Annotated in this window: 18 protein-coding genes; 8 read left to right on the forward strand and 10 right to left on the reverse strand. The window is 72.1% G+C overall.

What is annotated here, in order from left to right:
* Positions 1-72: 72 nt before the first annotated feature.
* Positions 73-1,218: an L-cysteine desulfhydrase Cds1 gene (locus RNB18_RS38530; RefSeq protein ID WP_311718730.1), complete on the reverse strand. Its 1,146-nt coding sequence runs from the start codon at positions 1,216-1,218 to the stop codon at positions 73-75.
* Positions 1,219-1,566: 348 nt separating this feature from the next.
* On the opposite strand from RNB18_RS38530, the gene RNB18_RS38535 reads away from it, so the two are divergent.
* Together RNB18_RS38535 and RNB18_RS38540 are read left to right on the forward strand one after the other, a co-directional pair.
* Positions 1,567-1,890 carry a hypothetical protein gene (locus RNB18_RS38535; RefSeq protein ID WP_057617772.1) on the forward strand — a complete coding sequence of 108 codons (324 nt, stop codon included), beginning with the start codon at positions 1,567-1,569 and terminating at the stop codon, positions 1,888-1,890.
* 185 nt (positions 1,891-2,075) lie between these two features.
* Complete coding sequence (locus tag RNB18_RS38540; protein ID WP_280855777.1) at positions 2,076-2,597, forward strand: ATP-binding protein; 522 nt, start codon at positions 2,076-2,078, stop codon at positions 2,595-2,597.
* 176 nt (positions 2,598-2,773) lie between these two features.
* On the opposite strand, the gene RNB18_RS38545 is transcribed toward RNB18_RS38540, so the two are convergent.
* The 3 genes from RNB18_RS38545 to RNB18_RS38555 are packed head-to-tail and all read right to left on the reverse strand — an operon-like array spanning position 2,774 to position 6,380.
* A complete protein-coding gene (locus tag RNB18_RS38545; protein WP_311718731.1) occupies positions 2,774-5,335 on the reverse strand; it encodes an ABC transporter permease in 2,562 nt (853 codons plus the stop codon).
* Entirely contained in the window at positions 5,332-6,090 is a 759-nt protein-coding gene (locus RNB18_RS38550; RefSeq protein WP_311718732.1) for an ABC transporter ATP-binding protein, read from the reverse strand. Before RNB18_RS38550 ends, RNB18_RS38545 begins: the two co-directional genes overlap by 4 nt.
* The gene (locus tag RNB18_RS38555; protein ID WP_059208665.1) at positions 6,087-6,380 is read right to left on the reverse strand and encodes an SHOCT domain-containing protein; all 294 of its coding nucleotides are present in this window, start codon (positions 6,378-6,380) and stop codon (positions 6,087-6,089) included. Before RNB18_RS38555 ends, RNB18_RS38550 begins: the two co-directional genes overlap by 4 nt.
* A gap of 141 nt (positions 6,381-6,521) precedes the next feature.
* Between RNB18_RS38555 and RNB18_RS38560 the strand changes: the two genes are divergently transcribed.
* From RNB18_RS38560 to RNB18_RS38575, 4 genes are read left to right on the forward strand one after another with little or no spacing between them, the layout of a single operon-like run.
* Positions 6,522-7,100 carry a TetR/AcrR family transcriptional regulator gene (locus tag RNB18_RS38560; RefSeq protein ID WP_311718733.1) on the forward strand — a complete coding sequence of 193 codons (579 nt, stop codon included), beginning with the start codon at positions 6,522-6,524 and terminating at the stop codon, positions 7,098-7,100.
* Positions 7,101-7,114: 14 nt separating this feature from the next.
* Positions 7,115-7,510 (forward strand): (R)-mandelonitrile lyase, encoded by a 396-nt coding sequence (locus tag RNB18_RS38565; RefSeq protein ID WP_311718735.1) that lies wholly within the window; start codon positions 7,115-7,117, stop codon positions 7,508-7,510.
* Positions 7,511-7,521: 11 nt separating this feature from the next.
* The gene (locus RNB18_RS38570; protein ID WP_311718736.1) at positions 7,522-8,106 is read left to right on the forward strand and encodes a DUF4865 family protein; all 585 of its coding nucleotides are present in this window, start codon (positions 7,522-7,524) and stop codon (positions 8,104-8,106) included.
* On the forward strand, positions 8,100-9,023 hold the full coding sequence (locus RNB18_RS38575) for a phosphotriesterase family protein (RefSeq protein WP_311718737.1): 924 nt from the start codon (positions 8,100-8,102) through the stop codon (positions 9,021-9,023). Before RNB18_RS38570 ends, RNB18_RS38575 begins: the two co-directional genes overlap by 7 nt.
* Before the next feature lie 6 nt (positions 9,024-9,029).
* Here the strand turns inward: RNB18_RS38575 and RNB18_RS38580 are convergent, their stop codons facing one another.
* Positions 9,030-9,557 (reverse strand): SMI1/KNR4 family protein, encoded by a 528-nt coding sequence (locus RNB18_RS38580; protein WP_311718738.1) that lies wholly within the window; start codon positions 9,555-9,557, stop codon positions 9,030-9,032.
* A gap of 35 nt (positions 9,558-9,592) precedes the next feature.
* Complete coding sequence (locus RNB18_RS38585) at positions 9,593-11,062, reverse strand: ketol-acid reductoisomerase (protein WP_311718739.1); 1,470 nt, start codon at positions 11,060-11,062, stop codon at positions 9,593-9,595.
* Between the two features lie 85 nt (positions 11,063-11,147).
* Between RNB18_RS38585 and ilvY the strand changes: the two genes are divergently transcribed.
* Together ilvY and RNB18_RS38595 are read left to right on the forward strand one after the other, a co-directional pair.
* Positions 11,148-12,011 carry an HTH-type transcriptional activator IlvY gene (gene ilvY / locus RNB18_RS38590; protein WP_311718740.1) on the forward strand — a complete coding sequence of 288 codons (864 nt, stop codon included), beginning with the start codon at positions 11,148-11,150 and terminating at the stop codon, positions 12,009-12,011.
* Between the two features lie 31 nt (positions 12,012-12,042).
* A complete protein-coding gene (locus tag RNB18_RS38595) occupies positions 12,043-13,014 on the forward strand; it encodes an NAD-dependent epimerase/dehydratase family protein (RefSeq protein ID WP_311718741.1) in 972 nt (323 codons plus the stop codon).
* A 218-nt stretch (positions 13,015-13,232) separates the two neighbouring features.
* Here RNB18_RS38595 and RNB18_RS38600 read toward each other — a convergent pair whose 3' ends face one another.
* The 4 genes from RNB18_RS38600 to RNB18_RS38615 are packed head-to-tail and all read right to left on the reverse strand — an operon-like array spanning position 13,233 to position 16,321.
* Positions 13,233-13,682 (reverse strand): RpiB/LacA/LacB family sugar-phosphate isomerase, encoded by a 450-nt coding sequence (locus tag RNB18_RS38600; protein WP_311718742.1) that lies wholly within the window; start codon positions 13,680-13,682, stop codon positions 13,233-13,235.
* A gap of 1 nt (position 13,683) precedes the next feature.
* Positions 13,684-14,406 carry an NUDIX hydrolase gene (locus tag RNB18_RS38605; RefSeq protein WP_311718743.1) on the reverse strand — a complete coding sequence of 241 codons (723 nt, stop codon included), beginning with the start codon at positions 14,404-14,406 and terminating at the stop codon, positions 13,684-13,686.
* Positions 14,399-15,643, reverse strand: a complete 1,245-nt coding sequence (locus RNB18_RS38610) for an ROK family protein (RefSeq protein WP_311718744.1) — start codon at positions 15,641-15,643, stop codon at positions 14,399-14,401. The genes RNB18_RS38605 and RNB18_RS38610 overlap by 8 nt, the downstream gene beginning before the upstream one ends.
* 36 nt (positions 15,644-15,679) lie before the next feature.
* Positions 15,680-16,321 (reverse strand): alpha-ketoglutarate-dependent dioxygenase AlkB family protein, encoded by a 642-nt coding sequence (locus RNB18_RS38615; protein ID WP_311718745.1) that lies wholly within the window; start codon positions 16,319-16,321, stop codon positions 15,680-15,682.
* Positions 16,322-16,333 lie beyond the last annotated feature (12 nt).

Genomic DNA, 16,333 nt, shown 5'->3' on the forward strand with positions numbered 1-16,333 from the left:
GGGAACCGCCTGCACCTCACCAGGCGGCCAGCGACCGATCAGCTGTGTGAACGACCCTGTGGTTCAGTACAACTAGGACCTGCCGGAAGAGACCTGGCCGGGCCAGACCCCCGTCTCCAGCAGTGAGGCGATCGCCGTTGTGTACGGCTCGATGTCCAGGCCTTGCTCGGCCAGCCACGCGTCCGAGTAGTACTTGTCCAGGTACCGGTCGCCGGGGTCGCAGAGCAGGGTGACGACGCTCCCCCGGCGTCCTTCGGCCACCATCTCGGCGATGATCTTCAGAGCGCTCCACAGTCCGGTGCCGGTCGAGCCGCCCGCCCTGCGGCCGATGGTCCGCTCCAGTGCGCGGACGGCGGCCACGCTGGCCGCGTCCGGGACCTTCATCATGCGGTCGATCGCCCCGGGCACGAAGCTGGGCTCCATGCGCGGCCGGCCGATGCCCTCGATGCGCGAGCCGCAGTCGCACGTGACGTCCGGATCGCCGGTGGTCCAGCCCTCGAAGAAACAGGAGTTCTCCGGATCGGCCACACAGATGCGGGTGTCGTGCTGCATGTAGTGGACGTACCGGGCGATGGTCGCCGAGGTGCCTCCGGTGCCGGCCGTGGCGACGATCCACGCGGGCTCCGGGAAACGCTCCAACTCCAGTTGGCGGAAGATGGATTCGGCGATGTTGTTGTTGCCGCGCCAGTCCGTGGCCCGTTCCGCGTAGGTGAACTGGTCCATGTAGTGGCCCCCGGTCTCCACCGCGAGGCGGGCGGACTCCTCGTACATCGTGCGCGGGTCGTCGACGAAGTGGCACCGGCCGCCGTGGAACTCGATGAGGCGGATCTTCTCGGTGCTCGTCGTGCGCGGCATGACCGCGATGAAGGGCACGCCGATCAGCTTGGCGAAGTACGCCTCGGACACGGCCGTGGAGCCGCTGGACGCCTCGATCACCGGGCGGCCCGGTCGGATCCAGCCATTGCACAGGCCGTAGAGGAAGAGCGAGCGGGCGAGCCGGTGCTTGAGACTGCCGGTCGGGTGGGTCGACTCGTCCTTGAGATACAGGTCGATGCCCCACATCTCCGGGAGCGGGAAGCGCAGAAGGTGGGTGTCGGCCGAGCGGTTGGAGTCGGCCTGGACCTTGCGGACGGCTTCTTTGAGCCAGCCGCGATAGGCGGTGTCGCTGCGGTCTATATCGAGGGTTTCGCCGGTCCGGGTCTGCTGAGGGGTGCTCACGGCGGGCTCCTAACACTTCGCGCCGACGGCGCGTCGCGCGGCCGATGGTTCGATCATAGACACCTTCCGCACGCTTCTCACCTGCATAAACACACCTTTGAGAGCCTCAAAGACACCCTGGGGTCACCACGGAACGCGACCAAGGGGGCGCATTCGAACGAGTGCTCCGGGCGCCCCGGGCGAGATGTCATGCGCACTGGTGCTGGACGCCCGTGGCGGGCAGACTGCACCGGACGGGACGGACGTCTCGCACGGGGGCGCACACTGGATCACGACAGGAGCCGGCTCTCTCGGCCCACACGGGAGCGACGGGCCGGCACACCGACGCGCACAAGGGGGCGGGGCGGCATGGCGGAGCCGGAGTTCACGGCTACGGGCGTGCGGATCGGGAAGAGGTTGCGCTCGCTCACCCGGGCCGGTCAGGTCCGGATCAACGACGGCAGACTGGAACTGCTCACCAGTTACGGCAGCGAGATCGACAGCGCACCCGTACAGGCGGTGCGCGCCTCCAAGCCCTGGTTCGCGGCGGACGACCGGGCCCTCGCGGACCTCAACGGCAACCGGTATCTGCTGACCCTGGGCGATCACGACCCCGCTCCGGGCGAGCCGGGGCCGCCCGCCGCACGCCGGTTCATCGAGGCCGTACGCAGGGCTGCCGGGCGTAGCGGCTGAATCACCGCGAGTTGCGGTACCGCACCTCCTGAGTCACGCTGATCTCACATCACTCTGGGTTAACCGGCGATCACGCTGCGAACCAGCCCGCCGGGCACGACAGCAGGCGGCCGTTGCACGCAGGCACCTGCTGGATCGATCCGAACTCCGTGTTCTTCCGGACCTCACGTCGGGGAGTCGCAGCCGTGATCAGTTATCCGAGCAGGCACTGCACGGTGGAGCTTCAAGCCCTGCCGTCGCGGATCGGCCAGGTCCGCAGAATCCTTTCCGCGCAGTTGCGGTACTGGCATATGGATCCCCTCATAGACCGGGCCGTGCTCGGTGTGACGGAGCTTTTGACCAACGTCCACCGCCATGCCCAGCCCGACAAGACGTGCACCGTGGAGATCGAGCTGTTGCTCGACCGGCTCACGGTCTCGGTGCACGACCACGACCCGCGTCTGCCGGTCGTGGCCGACATCAAGGACACCGAGCCGCTCGCCACGTGCGGGCGAGGGCTCGCGATGGTCGCCGCGGTCAGCGAGAGCTGGGGCGTTCGGCCGGACGGCGAGTCGGGGAAGGCCGTGTGGTTCACCCTGCCGACACCCTCCGCCGCGCGGCCACAGCGGCGAACCGTCCTGGACAAGACCGCGCTCAGGTACGCCGAGGTGCGGGTCGACGGCCGCAGGCCCGAACACGCTCCCGCCCGGTCCGCCGTTGCCGGCTGACCGGGCGGTGACGACTCCTCTTTACGCTCGTTCGCCCGCGGGGCGCTTTCAGCCGGTGCGGGGTCGACGATCGTGCTCGGTCCTTCGGCCTTGCACGGGTTCGTCGTCCCGGCACCGGCGCGCCCCTCCGGCTCACTCGCGGCCGGCGCGCCGGCGCAGTGGGCATGGATGGCCCGTCACTCGGTGGCGATCGCCCGCAGTACATCCAGACGGGCCGCGCGCCGGGCCGGGCGCAGGCCTGCGAGGGCTCCCGCGGCGAGGCCCACCAGGGCCACCACCGCGAGTTGCAGGGGTGGCATCGCGAAGGCGAAGGCGCTGTCGCTCGCGCCGTCCGAGGCCTTGACCAGGACCCAGCCGAGGAAGGCGCCGAGGGCGAGTCCGCCGACCGTGCCGAACGCGGCGACCAGGACGGACTCCCAGCGGACCATGGCGCGGAGCTGGGACCGGGTCTGGCCCACGGCCCTCAGCAGACCCAGTTCCCGGGTGCGCTCGTGGATCGCCAGGGTCAGCGTGTTGGCGATGCCCAGCAGGGCGATGAGGACCGCGAGGGCGAGCAGCGCGTAGACGAGCGTGAGCATCATGTCGATGCCGCCGGCCGAGGACTGCGCGTACTCGTCGCGGGTCTGCACCTCGGGATCGCCGTACCGCGCCGCCACCTTCTCCACCGCCGCCTTGCCCGCGCCGGTGCTCACACCGTCCTTGAAGGAGACCGCGACGAGCGTGTCGGAGTCCTGCGTGCGGTGCGGGGCCCAGGCGGCGCGGGTGATGACGTAGTCCCCCGCCAGCTCGGACTGCCCGTAGACCGCGCGGACCGTGAAGGTGTCCTTCGCGCCGTCGGTGAAGGTGAGCCGGGCCTTGTCGCCGGTGGTGAGGCCCTGCTTCTCCGCTTCCTTCCCGGTGATGGCGATGCCGTCGGTGCCGAGGTCGCTCAGGGAGCCCCGCACCGTGCCGAGGTCGAAGGTGCGCTGCAGTGCGAGCGGGTCGGTGACGGTCAACGCGCGCCCCTTGCCGTCGACTTCCGCGACACCGCGACCGAGGCCCACGGCCGTGTCCACCTCGGGCAGTTGCTGGACCGCTCCGGCGAGCCGCGGGCTGAGGCCGCTGCCGCCCGCGCCGAACGACGGGGTGCTGACGGCGACATCACCCGCGAAGGACCGGGACACGGTCTGGTCCATGGTGGCCTTCAGGGACGCTCCGAACACCGTGAACAGGGAGACCACAGACACGCCGATCATCAGTGCGCTCGCGGTGGCGGCCGTTCGCCTGGGACTGCGCAGGGCGTTGCGCCGGGCGAGGGAGCCGGTGACTCCGCGGAGCCGGTCGAGGGGGCCACCGATGACCCGTACGGCTGTCGTGGAGGCGACCGGGCCGAGGACCACGAACGCGGCCAGGGCCGTTACGGAACCGGCTCCCGCGAGCCAGATGGACGGCGAGACCAGGACACCGGTGAGCGTCACGGCCACCGCGAGTGCCGCCAGTCCCCCGCCGATGACCGCTCGGACACGGGATGCGCCCGACTGGTCGACGGCCGTCTCGCGCAGTGCGGCGAGCGGCGCGGTGCGGCCCGCGCGTACCGCGGGCAGCAGCGCGGAGCCCAAGCAGACGATGATGCCGACCGCCAGCGGCAGCACCATCGACAGCACACCGATCACCAAGTCGCCCTCGGGGAAGGGGAATCCGATCGCCGGGAACAATGCCTGGAGCCCGGCGGCGATGCCGATGCCGCCCGCGAGGCCCGCGGCCGACGCGGTCACCGCGACCACGCTCGCCTCGGTCAGGGTGGATGCGGTGACCTGACGGCGGGAGGCACCGAGAGCCCGCAACAGGGCGTTCTCACGGGTGCGTTGGGCGACGACGATCGCGAAGGTGTTGTGGATGGAGAAGGTGGCGACCAGGAGGGCCACGCCCGAGAAGACCAGCAGGAAGGTCGTGAAGATGTCCAGGAACTGGCTGGAGATCATATCGGTGTTCTCTTCGGTCGACTCCTGACCGGTGATCGCCTCGACACCCCTGGGCAGCACGGGAGTCAAGCGGTCGACCAGCTCCTGCTGACCGACGCCCGGACCCGCGCGCACCTGGATGCTCGACGCCTCCCCGGGACCGGCCGTGAGGTACTTCTCGGCGTCGGACAGGGTCATGCCGGTGAAGGTCACCTGGGCCATGCCGTCCTCGCCGCCGAAGGTCGCGAGGCCGACGATCGTCACCTCGACCGGGTCGGGAGTACGCAGGATCGTCGTATCGCCGAGCTTCAGATCGCCCCGGTCGGCGGTGCCGCGGTTGACGACGACCTCGCCGGACTTCTCCGGCGCACGGCCTTCGGCGAGTCGGTAAGGGTTGAGCTCGGGGTCGTCGATCCAGTTGCCGGCCAGGGTGGGTGGGCCCTGGCCGCCGATGGGCTTGCCGTCGGCGCCGATCAACTGGCCCGCCCCCTGGATGTCGGGGGCGGCCGCCGCGACACCGGGGACCTGCTCGACGGTCTTGACCAGGTCGGTGTCGACCGGCTCGCGCACCCCCTCGCTCTCCCCCGGCGTGGTGATGGCCTCGGCACTGCGGACCACGGCGTCGGTGCCGCTGGTCGCGTTGCCGAACATGGTGTCGAAGCCGGCGCGGAGCGTGTCGCCCATGACCAGCGTCCCGGCGAGGAACGCCACGCCGAGGAACACCGCGAGGAAGGTCCCGGCGAAGCGCCGCTTGTGGGCGCGCAGGGAAGTCATGCTCAGCCGTACGGAGGCGTTCATGAGGGCACCTCGAAGGCCTTCAGGCGGTCCAGGACCCGGTCGGCGGTGGGGGATTCCATACGGTCCACCAGGCGCCCGTCGGCGAGGAAGACGACCTCGTCGGCGTGGGCGGCGGCGACCGGATCGTGGGTGACCATGACGACCGTGCGGGCTGTCCGGCGCACGGTCCTGCCGAGGAGGCCGAGGACCTCGCCGCCGGAGCGGGAGTCGAGGTTCCCGGTGGGCTCGTCGGCGAAGACGACGTCCGGACGGCCGGCGAACGCCCGGGCCACGGCGACGCGTTGCTGCTGTCCGCCGGACAGCTCGGCCGGCCGGTGCCGGAGCCGGTCACGCAGGCCGACGACCTCGATCAGCGCGTCGATCCACTCCGGATCACCCTTGCCTCCCGCTAGGTCCAGGGGCAGCCTGATGTTCTCCTCGACGGTCAGCGTCGGCACCAGGTTGAACGCCTGGAAGACGAAGCCGACGCGGTCCCGGCGCAGCAGGGTCAGACGGCGGTCGTCGAGCGAGCCGAGGTCGGTGTCGCCGATGTAGGAGGCGCCCTCGGTGAGCGTGTCGAGGCCGGCCGCGCAGTGCATGAGGGTGGACTTGCCGGAGCCCGAGGGCCCCATGATCGCGGTGAAGCGGCCGGCCGGAAAGTCGACGCTCACCCCGTCCAGGGCCCGCACCCCGGTGTCGCCGCTGCCGTACACCTTCACGGCGTCGACGACCCGGGCGGCCGGCAGCGTCCTCGTCGAGGCGGTCGTGGCGGTCATGCCGCACCGCCCTTGCCCGCCGTACGGCCGAACTGCTCGTCCAGGACGGACAGCCGGCGCCAGTACTCGTCCTCGTCGATCTCACCCGAGGCGAAGCGGCGGCCGAGCATGGCGATCGGTGAGTCGCCGGAGGGGCCGGCGTCGGCCATGGCGCGCCACGGTCCGCGGCGGCCGCGCCAGACGGTGCGGCGCAGGACGGTGACGACGCCGAGCACGACGGCCGCCCAGATCAGCGGGAAGAAGAGGATCCACGGGCCGGGTCCGCCGTCCCAGTGCGCGAGTGTCTGCATCTTGAGTCATCTCCTTGGTGGGGTCTTGTCGTGATGACTCGAGACTGGCTCCGGAGAGGGGGCCGGGTCGTCGTACGGGCAGCGGCTGTGCGGGTACTTCCCGGGGAGTACGAGAAGGCCTCGACTTCTGTAACTACTAGTATGTACAGTGCGTGCATGAGCACCTCGGACCGACTGATCGAGTCCACCCGTGAGCTCCTGTGGGAGCGGGGCTATGTGGGGACCAGCCCCAAGGCGATCCTGGAGCGCGCGGGTGCCGGACAGGGCAGCATGTACCACCACTTCAAGGGCAAGCCCGACCTCGCCCTGGCCGCGATCCGGCGTACCGCCGAGGACCTGCGGGCCACCGCGGAGGGAGTACTCGGCGGGTCCGGCTCGCCGTACGAGCGCATCGAGGCGTATCTGCGGCGCGAGCGGGACGTGCTGCGCGGGTGCCCGATCGGCCGGCTCACGATGGACCCGGACGTCATCGCCAGCGACGAACTGCGCGCGCCCGTCGACGAGACGATCGACTGGATCCGTGAGCGGATCGCCGGGATCGTCGAAGAGGGCAAGGAACAGGGCCAGTTCGCGTCCTCGCTGGACGGCGAGGAGATCGCGGCGACCGTTCTCGCGACGGTCCAGGGCGGCTATGTCCTCGCCCGCGCGTCCGGCTCGCCCGCCGCGTTCGACACGGGCGTGCGGGGTCTGCTCTCACTGCTCACACCACCATCGCCGTAAGGGAGTCGACCCACGTGCAGATCACCCGACAGCGCCCGGAGACCCGGCAGGGTCCGGCCGAGAACTTCACGGGGACGGTGTGGCTCGACGAGATCGCCGCGCCCGCCTCCCCGTCCCGGCTGCGGATGTTCAACGTCCATTTCGCGCCCGGCGCGCACACCGCGTGGCACCGCCATCCGCACGGCCAGGTGCTGCATGTCCTGGAGGGCGAGGGGCTGGTGCAGCGCAGGGGCGGTGCCGTCGAGCCGATCCGCGCGGGTGACACCGTGTGGATCGAGCCGGGCGAGTGGCACTGGCACGGGGCCGGGCCGCGCACCTTCATGACCCATCTCGCGGTCGTCGAGGCCGCCGAGGACGGCACGACCGCCGACTGGGACGCGCACGTCGCCCCCGAGGACTACTCCGCCTGAGGAGGCATCCGATGCACGCCATGCAGTACGAGCTCACCCTGCCCGCCGACTACGACATGGCCGTCGTCCGCGCCCGGGTGGCCCGGATCGGGCATCTGCTGGACGACTGGGAGGGGCTCGGCTTCAAGACGTACCTGATGCGCGAGCGCGGGGTGAACGGCTCGCCCGTCAACCAGTACGCCCCCTTCTACCTCTGGGACACCGTGGAGGGCATGAACACCTTCCTCTGGGGAGGCGCCTTCCAAGGGCTCAGCAACGACTTCGGGCGGCCGTCGGTGCGGCAGTGGACAGGTCTGTCGTACGAGGAGGGCGGCGCCGTCGGCTCCCCCGCCAGCTCGGCGGTCCGCAGGCGTCAACCGGTGCCCGAGGGGGTGGAGTTGGCAGAGGTGATGGGGGACGCGGCGGATGAGGTGGAACGGCTGGCGGGGGAGGACGGCGCGGTGTTCGCGGCGGCCGCCGTGGACACGGCCCGCTGGGAACTCGTGCACTTCTCTCTCTGGACCCACGAAGCGCCGAAGGCGGACGGTGATCTGTTCGAGGTACTGCACGTGTCGGCGCCGGGACGGGAGCGGCTGCCTCGGGGGCGTCAGTGGTGAGCGCGGTCGCGGTCCGTACGGTGGCCGGGGATGTCCCCGCCGAGGAGCTCGGTGTGTGCGACGCGCACGACCACCTGTTCTTCGGCAGTCCCCAGCTGCCGGGGCAGGAGCTGCGGAGCGTCTCGGCGGCGCGGGCCGAGCTGACGGCGTTCGCCGCGCAGGGCGGTGGCGCCGTGGTGCAGTGGACGCCATACGGGCTGGGGCGGCGGGCCGACGAGTTGCCGGCGCTGTCACGGGAGACCGGCGTGCGGATCGTCACCGCGACCGGGCTGCACCAAGCCGTCCACTACGACGCCACCACCCTCGCCGGGTTGCGCGGCCGGCTGGCCGATGTGTTCGTCGCCGAACTGACGGAGGGCATCGGGCCGTCGGGGGTCCGCGCGGGGCTGATCAAGGTGGCGGGCGGCTTCCACGCGCTCGACGCGCACGCCCGCTGGACGATGACCGCGGCGGCCGAGGCCCATCACGCGACGGGGGCGACGATCGCCGTCCACCTGGAGCTGGGGACCGGTGCGCTGGACGTACTGGAGCTGCTGTGCGGGGAGTTGGGGGTGCCGCCGCAGCGAGTGATCCTCGGGCACCTCAACCGCTCCCCCGACTTCACGGTGCACCGCCAGGCCGCGGCGTCGGGCTGCTATCTCGCCTTCGACGGGCCCTCGCGCGCCAACCACGCCACGGACTGGCGCATGCCCGACGCGCTGCGGGAGCTCGCGGACGCGGGGCACGGCGACCGGCTGCTGCTCGGCGGCGACACCACGACCGCGGCGGCCCGCTCGGTCAACGGCGGCCCTGGGATGCCGTATCTGCTGCGCCGGGTGCGGCCGCGGCTCACGGCCGACCTGGGTGAGGAACTGGTGCGGCGCATCCTCACCGACAACCCTGGCCGAGCCCTGGCCGTGGAGTGGCGTCGACCGTGACGCCGCTCAACGGCAGAGCGCGTCGATGTCCTCGGAGAAGGTCGGGAACTCCGCCTGGGCGGTGGTGACGATGTCCCGGGTGGTGCGGCGCGGGGTGGTCGCGTGGCGTTCGGCGAGGGCGGTCAGCGTCGCGCTCGGACGGCCCTCGTACTGCTCGAAATCCACGACCTCCAAAGGCCCGAGGCCATCGGCGAGCACCCACAGGAAGTCGGACAGGTTCGCCGCCACCACACCGCGCTCGCCCTCCGAGCCCAGGAACACCACGGGCTGCTCGACGAGGGGCCGCCCCGGCCGCACGCACCACAGGGCGGCGAGGCCACCGGTGCCGTCCTGTCCGAAGACCCGGTAGGCGTCGCCGTCCAGTCGGTGGTTGCCGGTCCAATGGCGCAGCCAGTCGGTGGTCTCCTCCGCGGAGTCGAAGGTGTCGTACGGCTCGAAGTCGACGCCCTCGCCGTCGTCGTAGTCGAACTCCACCCGGGCCACGTCGGCCAAGGCGGGCGGAAAGGCGCGGTCGCCCTCAGTCGTCTCGATCACGCCCGGCAGGCTAATCGCCGCCACTGACAACGGCCCTACACCACCGAGATGTCCACGGAGGGCCGCAGTTTCGCCGCAGCGGCCAGCGCCTCGTGCGCGGAGTGGCTCACGAAGGCCCTCACGAGGCTCTCGTCCGCCGGGAGTTCGGCGGCCGGGTAGGCGATCTGTTCGCAGGCGGCCTGGAAGCGCGGCCCCCAGCGGCGCGCGCCGAGGCGGGCCGTGCGGGAGCAGTTGTCGACCATGTGGGCCACGTCGCGGGCGTGCATGTAGGGCAAGAGGGAGTCGACGGCCTCGATGACGGACTCGTTGACGATCTCGGACCAGGGGTGGCCGCGCTCGGCGAACTCGTCGATCTGGGCGACCATCGTGGCGACGAAGACCCCGGCGGTGAACGGCTCGACGGGCAGTTCGCGTTCGCCCCGCCGCGCCCGCACCTTCTCACCGACGCCCCACATGGGAGAGCCGCCGATCTCACTCATCGGCCGTGCCCCGAGCCGGCGTTCCGCCAGGACCACGCTGCGCAGCTCGGTTCCGTCGGCGACCTCGTCGTAGATCTCCGCGACGATCTCGCGAGCGGGTCCGTACGTGGCCGTGTACGCCCGGTCGAAGGTCTCCCGGCCGGACGGAGACAGGCCGTCGCGGACCGCCCGCAGGCCCGAGTGCGAGATGGTGCGGGCGATCGGCCCGGTGACGTTCTCGCAGGACCTCTCGTACGCCGTCGCCTCGTCGTCCCCGGCCAGTCGGTACCGCGTGTACAGCGTCTCGACGATGCCGTGCACGGCGCCGAGCAGGATCGCCCGCTCGCCGACGATGTCCGAGAGGTACTCGCTGTGCAGCGTGGTCCGGAAGGTGTACGGCGATCCGAGCGCGACCGACCAGCCGAGCGCGAGGTCGACCGCCCGGCCGTCGGGGTCGGCGTGCACGGCGAAACTGCTGTTGATCCCGGCGCCGTTGACGTCGGCGCCCTGCTGGTAGAGACGGCGCACGGAGTCGCCCATGCCCTTGGGGCACACGGCGATCACGGGGTGGCCGGCGGGGAACTCGCCGCCGGTCTCCCGGAGATGGCCGAGCAGGAAGCCGTGCGAGAGTCCGATGGCCGCGCCGGGCTTCAGCACCGCGAAGATTTCCGGGTGGTGGGCGGCGAGCGCCGCGTCCGCGATCAGCAGCACGACGAGGTCGCTGTCGGCGGCGACCGTGAGCCAGTCGCCGAGCGTGCCGTCCTCCTCGGTGAAGCCGTGGGTGCGCGCGTCGGCGGCCGAGCGGGAGCCGGGGCGCAGGCCCACGGCCACCCGGATGTCGGTGCCGGCGAGGGAGTCGCGCAGGTTGAGCGCCTGGGCGCGGCCCTGCGGGCCCCAGCCGAGCACGCCGATGCGGCGGACCCCGGCGAAGGCCTGGGGCAGCAGGGGGAACAGGTGCCGGCCGCCGCGCAGGACGGTCTCCGTGCCGCCGGGGACGTCCATGGTTTCGAGGGCGAAGACGCCGGAGGTGTACGTGGTGGAGGTCATGGTGGAGTTGTAGGCTCCGGCCGAGCATTGCAGCAAGCGCAACTTTCGCAGCGCACTGTTGCGTGAACTGAAAGGCCGAGGTCACATGGACGATCACCGGGAGCTGCGTCTCTTCGTGCATCTCGCGCAGACACTGAACTTCGGCCGGACCAGCCTCGACTGCCATGTCAGTCCGGCCACGCTGACCAGGACCGTGCAGCGGCTGGAGGCGGGCCTCGGGCATCGGCTGTTCGACCGCGGCCCGCGCGGGGTGTCGCTGACCGCGCAAGGGCACCGCTTCCGCGCATACGCCGTCCAGGCCCTGGAGTTGTGGCGCGCCTACCGCGAGGAGCACCCGGACCCGGCCGAACTGACCGGCCGCCTGGCGGTGTTCGCGACGGTGACCGCCTGCCAGGCCCTGCTGCCCGACCTGTTGGCGCCGTTCCGCGCGGCCCATCCCCAGGTGCGGCTGGACCTGCGCACGGGTGACGCGGCGGCCGCCCTGGCCCGCCTTGACGAGGGCGAGGTGGACGTGGCCGTGGCGGGGATCCCGGCGCGGCTGCCGGAAGGGTTGGTGAGCCGGACGGTCGCGGTGACAGACCTGGTCCTCGTCACCGCGCGGGACCGTCCGGACCCGGACCTGGACGGGCCGTTCGTCCTCCCCCACCGCGGGCTCGTCCGCGAGGCGGCCGACCGCTGGTTCCGCGCCCGGGGCACGGTCCCCGACGTGGCCTGTGAGCCGGACGGTCACGAAGGACTGCTGACCCTGGTCGCCCTGGGCTGCGGCACGGGCGTGGTCCCCCGCCTCGTACTGGAACACAGCGCGGTGCGCGAACGGCTGTCGGAGGTGCCCGCCGATCCGCGGCCCGAACGCTTCGCGATCGGTCTGTGCGTTCGGCGGTCCGATCTGCGCCGACCGCTGGTGGCGGCGCTGTGGAGCCTGACGGTGCCGCCGGATACTCCTACCTGACACTGACCTGCTCGACACTGATGGGAAACGTATGCGCGTCGTCGTCATCGGCGGAAGCGGCCACATCGGCACCTTCCTCGTCCCCCGCCTGGTGCGGGCCGGCCATGAAGTGATCAACATCAGCCGTGGCACCCGCACGGCCTACACCGAGGCTCCCGAGTGGCAGCAGGTCCGCCGGGTCGTCGCCGACCGGCAGCAGGAGGACGACGAGGGCACCTTCGGTGAACGGGTGGCCGACCTGGCCCCGGACGCCGTGATCGACCTGGTCTGCTTCACGCTGGAAGCGGCCACCGCACTGGTCGAGCGGCTGCGCGGCGAGGTCGGGCACCTGCTGCACTGCGGCACCGTGTGGCGTTTCGGCCCCAGCGACAAGCTGCCGATCTCCGAGACCACGGGCACCGCGCCCATCGGGGAGTACGGCATCCAGAAGGACCGGATCGCCCGGATGCTGAAGGAGGAGACCGCTTCCGGGGGCCTGGTGACCACGTCCCTGCACCCCGGGCACATCGTCGGTCCGGGCTGGCACCCGATCGGTCCGCTGGGAAACCTCGACCCCGCGGTCTGGTACTCCCTCTCGGCCGGACAGCCGCTGCCGGTCCCGGGGATCGGGGTCGAGCTGATGCACCATGTGCACGCCGACGATGTCGCCCAGGCCTTCGAGCGGGCGGTCGAGCACCGGGACGCGGCGGCGGGAGAGGACTTCAACGTCGTCGCCCCCACCGCGCTGAACGTCCGCGGGTACGCCCGCATCGCCGCCGGCTGGTTCGGTCGGACCGCGTCGCTGGAGCCGGTGACCTGGGAACAGTTCCGCCGGACCACGGCCCCGGAGCATGCCGAGGCGAGCTGGGAGCACCTCTACCGCAGCCAGTACCTCACCATCGAGAAGGCCAGGACCCTCCTCGGCTACACGCCGCGCTACGAACCGGAGGCCGCCGTACTGGAGTCGGTGCGATGGCTGATCGACCACGAGGAACTGAAGGTGGCCGGCCCGCTCGGCGTCTGACCGGACGCACGCTTCTAAGCCCTGTCGTCACATTCCCGTCGTCCGCCCGGAGGGCGGGCCGCGCGGCGGCGATGGGGGCCCCTCCCGCGCGGGCTTGGGCGAGCGTGCGATCGCAAGGCGCCGGAGCGCCGTCGTGGCGGAGCCACGTCGGCGGTTCGGCAACGCGGCGAGCGCACGTGCCAGGCGACGCGCGGCAGGCGGGGATTTGACGGCCGGGCCTAGGCCCGGTCGGCGTCCAGGCGTCCCACCCGGGCCACGTTCTCCCGGTCCTCGGCGTCCTCGCTCGCCCCGGCGGTGAACCAGGCGTCGAGGATCTCCTTGAGGAGTGGCTCGGAGGTGAGGCGGAGGCTGAGGGCCAGGACGTTGGCGTCGTTCCAGCGGCGGGCGCCGTCCGCCGTGTAGGCGTCCGTGCACAGGGCGGCCCGTACGCCCGGGACCTTGTTCGCGGCGATGGAGGCGCCGGTGCCGGTCCAGCAGCACACGACGGCCTGGTCGGCCGTCCCCGCGGCCACCTCACGGGCCGCGGCCTCGGAGCAGACGGCCCACTGCGGGTCGGCGCCGGGGCTCAGGGCGCCGTACGCGACCACGTCGTGGCCTCGCGCGCGCAGCTCGTCGACGAGGGTGCGCGCGACTGGTTCGTCCATGTCCGAGGAGACGGAGATCCGCATGTCACGAGCCTACTCGGCGGCTCGCCCAACGGACGACGGGATCCAGGTAGCCCACGTGCGGACCGGCGAGGTCCGGAAGTTCGGCCGGTGAGCCGACGAGGGCGAGCTGGTCGAACTCCGGCGCGCGTCCCCGTGCCGTCTCCGCGGCCACCAGCGCCATGAAGCTTTCCTGCAGGAAGGATGCGGGCAACGGCGGCGCCAGGTAGTGGACACCGACCTGTCCGTCCTCGCCGTGCGTCACCAGACACCGGGTGAGATGGGCGGCCGGGATGTCGACGCCTGTCTCCTCGGCCAGCTCCACGGCCGCGTGGCGGCGCAGCGCGGGCTCGTCCAGGGGCTCGTCGCCGGTGGGCGGTTCCACCGATCCGCCGGGGAGCTGCCAACGGCCGGGCGCGGCGGTGGACGAGGACATACGGCCCACCAGCACGCGTCCGTCGTCCGCAGGCTGCACCACGCTGACGAAGAGGGACGCCAGGGCGGTGGCACCCGGGACGCGGCGCAGGGCGAGGTACCGATAGGTCACCCGGGACCAGGAGACGAGCAGGTCGTCCGGGGCCTCCCGGGAGAGCCCCGCGCACACCGCCACGGGACCGTCGAAGAGGGCCGGGTTGGCCAGGACGGCCTCGCCCCACTCGCGGTCCATGGCCGTCCGCACCTCGGCCGGGACCACCGGGGGCGCCACCTCGACCAGGCGCAGTCCCCCGGACTCCAGCAGGTCAGGCATGGGTCAGTACCCCCAGCGGGTCGTCCAGCACCGGCTGCCACGCCAACTCGGCCGCCCCGACCAGGCTGTTGTGGTCGAGGGTGCAGGCCAGGATGGGAACGCCGCCGCTCTGCCCCCACAGGCTGCGGTCGGCGACGACGGCGCGCAGACGCGCGGGGTCGGCGTCCAGCAGGGTGCGGTGGAGGCCGCCGAGGATGATCCGGTCCGGGTTGAGGATGTTCACCAGGCCCGCGAGGCCGAGGCCCAAGCGGTCGATGAGCGCCTCGGCCGCGGTGCGGACGGCGGGATCGTCGTAGTGGTGCCGGACGAGGTCGTTGGCCTGCTGGAGCAGGGAGAGCTCGGGGCCGGGGGCGAGTCCCGCCGCCGTGAGGAACGCCAGCGGGTCCGCCTCGACGTCCAGACAGCCCCGGCTGCCGCAGTGGCAGGGACGGCCCTCGGGGTTCACGGTGAGGTGGCCGACTTCCAGGGCCAGGCCCGAACTCCCTGTGTGCAGACGCCCGTCGAGCACGAGCGCGCCGCCCACGCCCCGGTGTCCGGTCGCCACGCACAGCAGGTCCCGGGCGCCGCGGCCCGCGCCGTGCCGGTGCTCGGCGAGCGCGGCGAGGTTGACGTCGTTGGCCGCGAAGGCCGGTCCGGTGATGCCTGCGGCACGCACGCACTCGTCGAAGATACGGCGGACAGGGGCGCCCGCGGGCCAGGCGAGGTGCAGCGGGTTGAGGGCGAGGCCGTCGGGTTCGGCGACCGCGGACGGCACGGCGAGCCCGGCGCCGACGCAGCGTCTGCCGGTGGTGCGCAGCAGGTCGGCGCCCGCCTCGACAACGGAGCCGAGGACCTTCGCCGGGTCGGCGTCGACCGTCTCGCAGCCGGGGGCGGTGGCGACGATACGACCGCCGAGACCGACCAGGGCGGCCCGGAAGCCGTCGGCGTGGACCTGCGCGGCCAGCACGACGGGACCGTCCTCGGCGACCGAGAGGCGATGCGAGGGCCGGCCCTGCGAACCGGCGGCCGCGGTGGGCCGGGCGTCGACGCGGATCAGCCCGAGCGCCTCCAGCTCGGCGGCGACCGCGCCGGCCGTCGCCCGCGTCACCCCGAGTTCGGCGGTGAGCACGGCCCGGGTGGGCGCGCGGCCGGTGTGCACGAGCTCCAACGCGGGCCCGAGCGCACCGCGCCCCCGGTCCAGCCGCGTCCTCGAGGTGGTTCCTTCCCCCGCCGGCCGGGGGTCCGCCTTGCCGCTCATGAGGGCGAGTCTCCCATGATCCGTTCGCTATGGAGCTCAGAGCCCGCTGACCCGCAGCGTGATGTTCAGCCGTCCCGTCAGCCCCAACTCGGGCGGCGCGGTGCCCGGATGCACACGGGGGACCCCGTGGTAGGCGAGTCTCGACGGGCCACCGAACACGAACAGGTCACCGCTGCGCAGTTCGACGTCCGTGTAGGGCCGGGTCCGGGTCTCGGGGTTGCCGAAGCGGAAGACGCAGGTGTCGCCGAGGCTCAGGGAGACCACGGGCGCGTCCGACTTCTCGTCGCTGTCCCGGTGCATGCCCATGCGGGCGTCGCCGTCATAGAAGTTGATCAGTGCGATGTCGTACGGCGCCTCCGGCGGACCGAGTGCGTCGCGCACCGCTTCCCGGCCCAGCTCGCCCAGCCACTGCGGGAAGGGCTTCACCGGTGCCCCGTCGCCGTCGACGACCGTGCGGGCGTAGGCGTACGGGTACCAGTGCCAGCCCAGGCAGACCTGCCGCGCGGTCATCGTGCCGCCGCCCGGGGTGCGGACCGTGCGCAGTCCGGCGGGCGGGCGCGCCCACTCCCGGCAGGCCTCCAGCAGGTCGCGCTGCCGCCCCGGCTCCAGCCAGTCCGGGACGTGCACCGCACCCGGCGCGACCTCCGCACGGGGTCGGGGGAACAGCTCGGCATCCATGGGTTCCATCCT

The sequence above is a fragment of the Streptomyces doebereineriae genome (assembly GCF_031845645.1).
GTDB lineage: Bacteria > Actinomycetota > Actinomycetes > Streptomycetales > Streptomycetaceae > Streptomyces > Streptomyces canus.

Bases quoted from the DNA above. Each gene is read 5' to 3' on its own strand.
- RNB18_RS38560 (WP_311718733.1), top strand. From the start codon at position 6,522: ATGTACAGTGCGTGCATGAGCACCTCGGACCGACTGATCGAGTCCACC.
- RNB18_RS38585 (WP_311718739.1), bottom strand. From the start codon at position 11,062: ATGACCTCCACCACGTACACCTCCGGCGTCTTCGCCCTCGAAACCATG.
- RNB18_RS38550 (WP_311718732.1), bottom strand. From the start codon at position 6,090: ATGACCGCCACGACCGCCTCGACGAGGACGCTGCCGGCCGCCCGGGTC.
- ilvY (WP_311718740.1), top strand. From the start codon at position 11,148: ATGGACGATCACCGGGAGCTGCGTCTCTTCGTGCATCTCGCGCAGACA.
- RNB18_RS38605 (WP_311718743.1), bottom strand. From the start codon at position 14,406: ATGCCTGACCTGCTGGAGTCCGGGGGACTGCGCCTGGTCGAGGTGGCG.
- RNB18_RS38600 (WP_311718742.1), bottom strand. From the start codon at position 13,682: ATGCGGATCTCCGTCTCCTCGGACATGGACGAACCAGTCGCGCGCACC.
- RNB18_RS38535 (WP_057617772.1), top strand. From the start codon at position 1,567: ATGGCGGAGCCGGAGTTCACGGCTACGGGCGTGCGGATCGGGAAGAGG.
- RNB18_RS38610 (WP_311718744.1), bottom strand. From the start codon at position 15,643: ATGAGCGGCAAGGCGGACCCCCGGCCGGCGGGGGAAGGAACCACCTCG.
- RNB18_RS38595 (WP_311718741.1), top strand. From the start codon at position 12,043: ATGCGCGTCGTCGTCATCGGCGGAAGCGGCCACATCGGCACCTTCCTC.
- RNB18_RS38615 (WP_311718745.1), bottom strand. From the start codon at position 16,321: ATGGATGCCGAGCTGTTCCCCCGACCCCGTGCGGAGGTCGCGCCGGGT.
- RNB18_RS38545 (WP_311718731.1), bottom strand. From the start codon at position 5,335: ATGAACGCCTCCGTACGGCTGAGCATGACTTCCCTGCGCGCCCACAAG.
- RNB18_RS38570 (WP_311718736.1), top strand. From the start codon at position 7,522: ATGCACGCCATGCAGTACGAGCTCACCCTGCCCGCCGACTACGACATG.
- RNB18_RS38555 (WP_059208665.1), bottom strand. From the start codon at position 6,380: ATGCAGACACTCGCGCACTGGGACGGCGGACCCGGCCCGTGGATCCTC.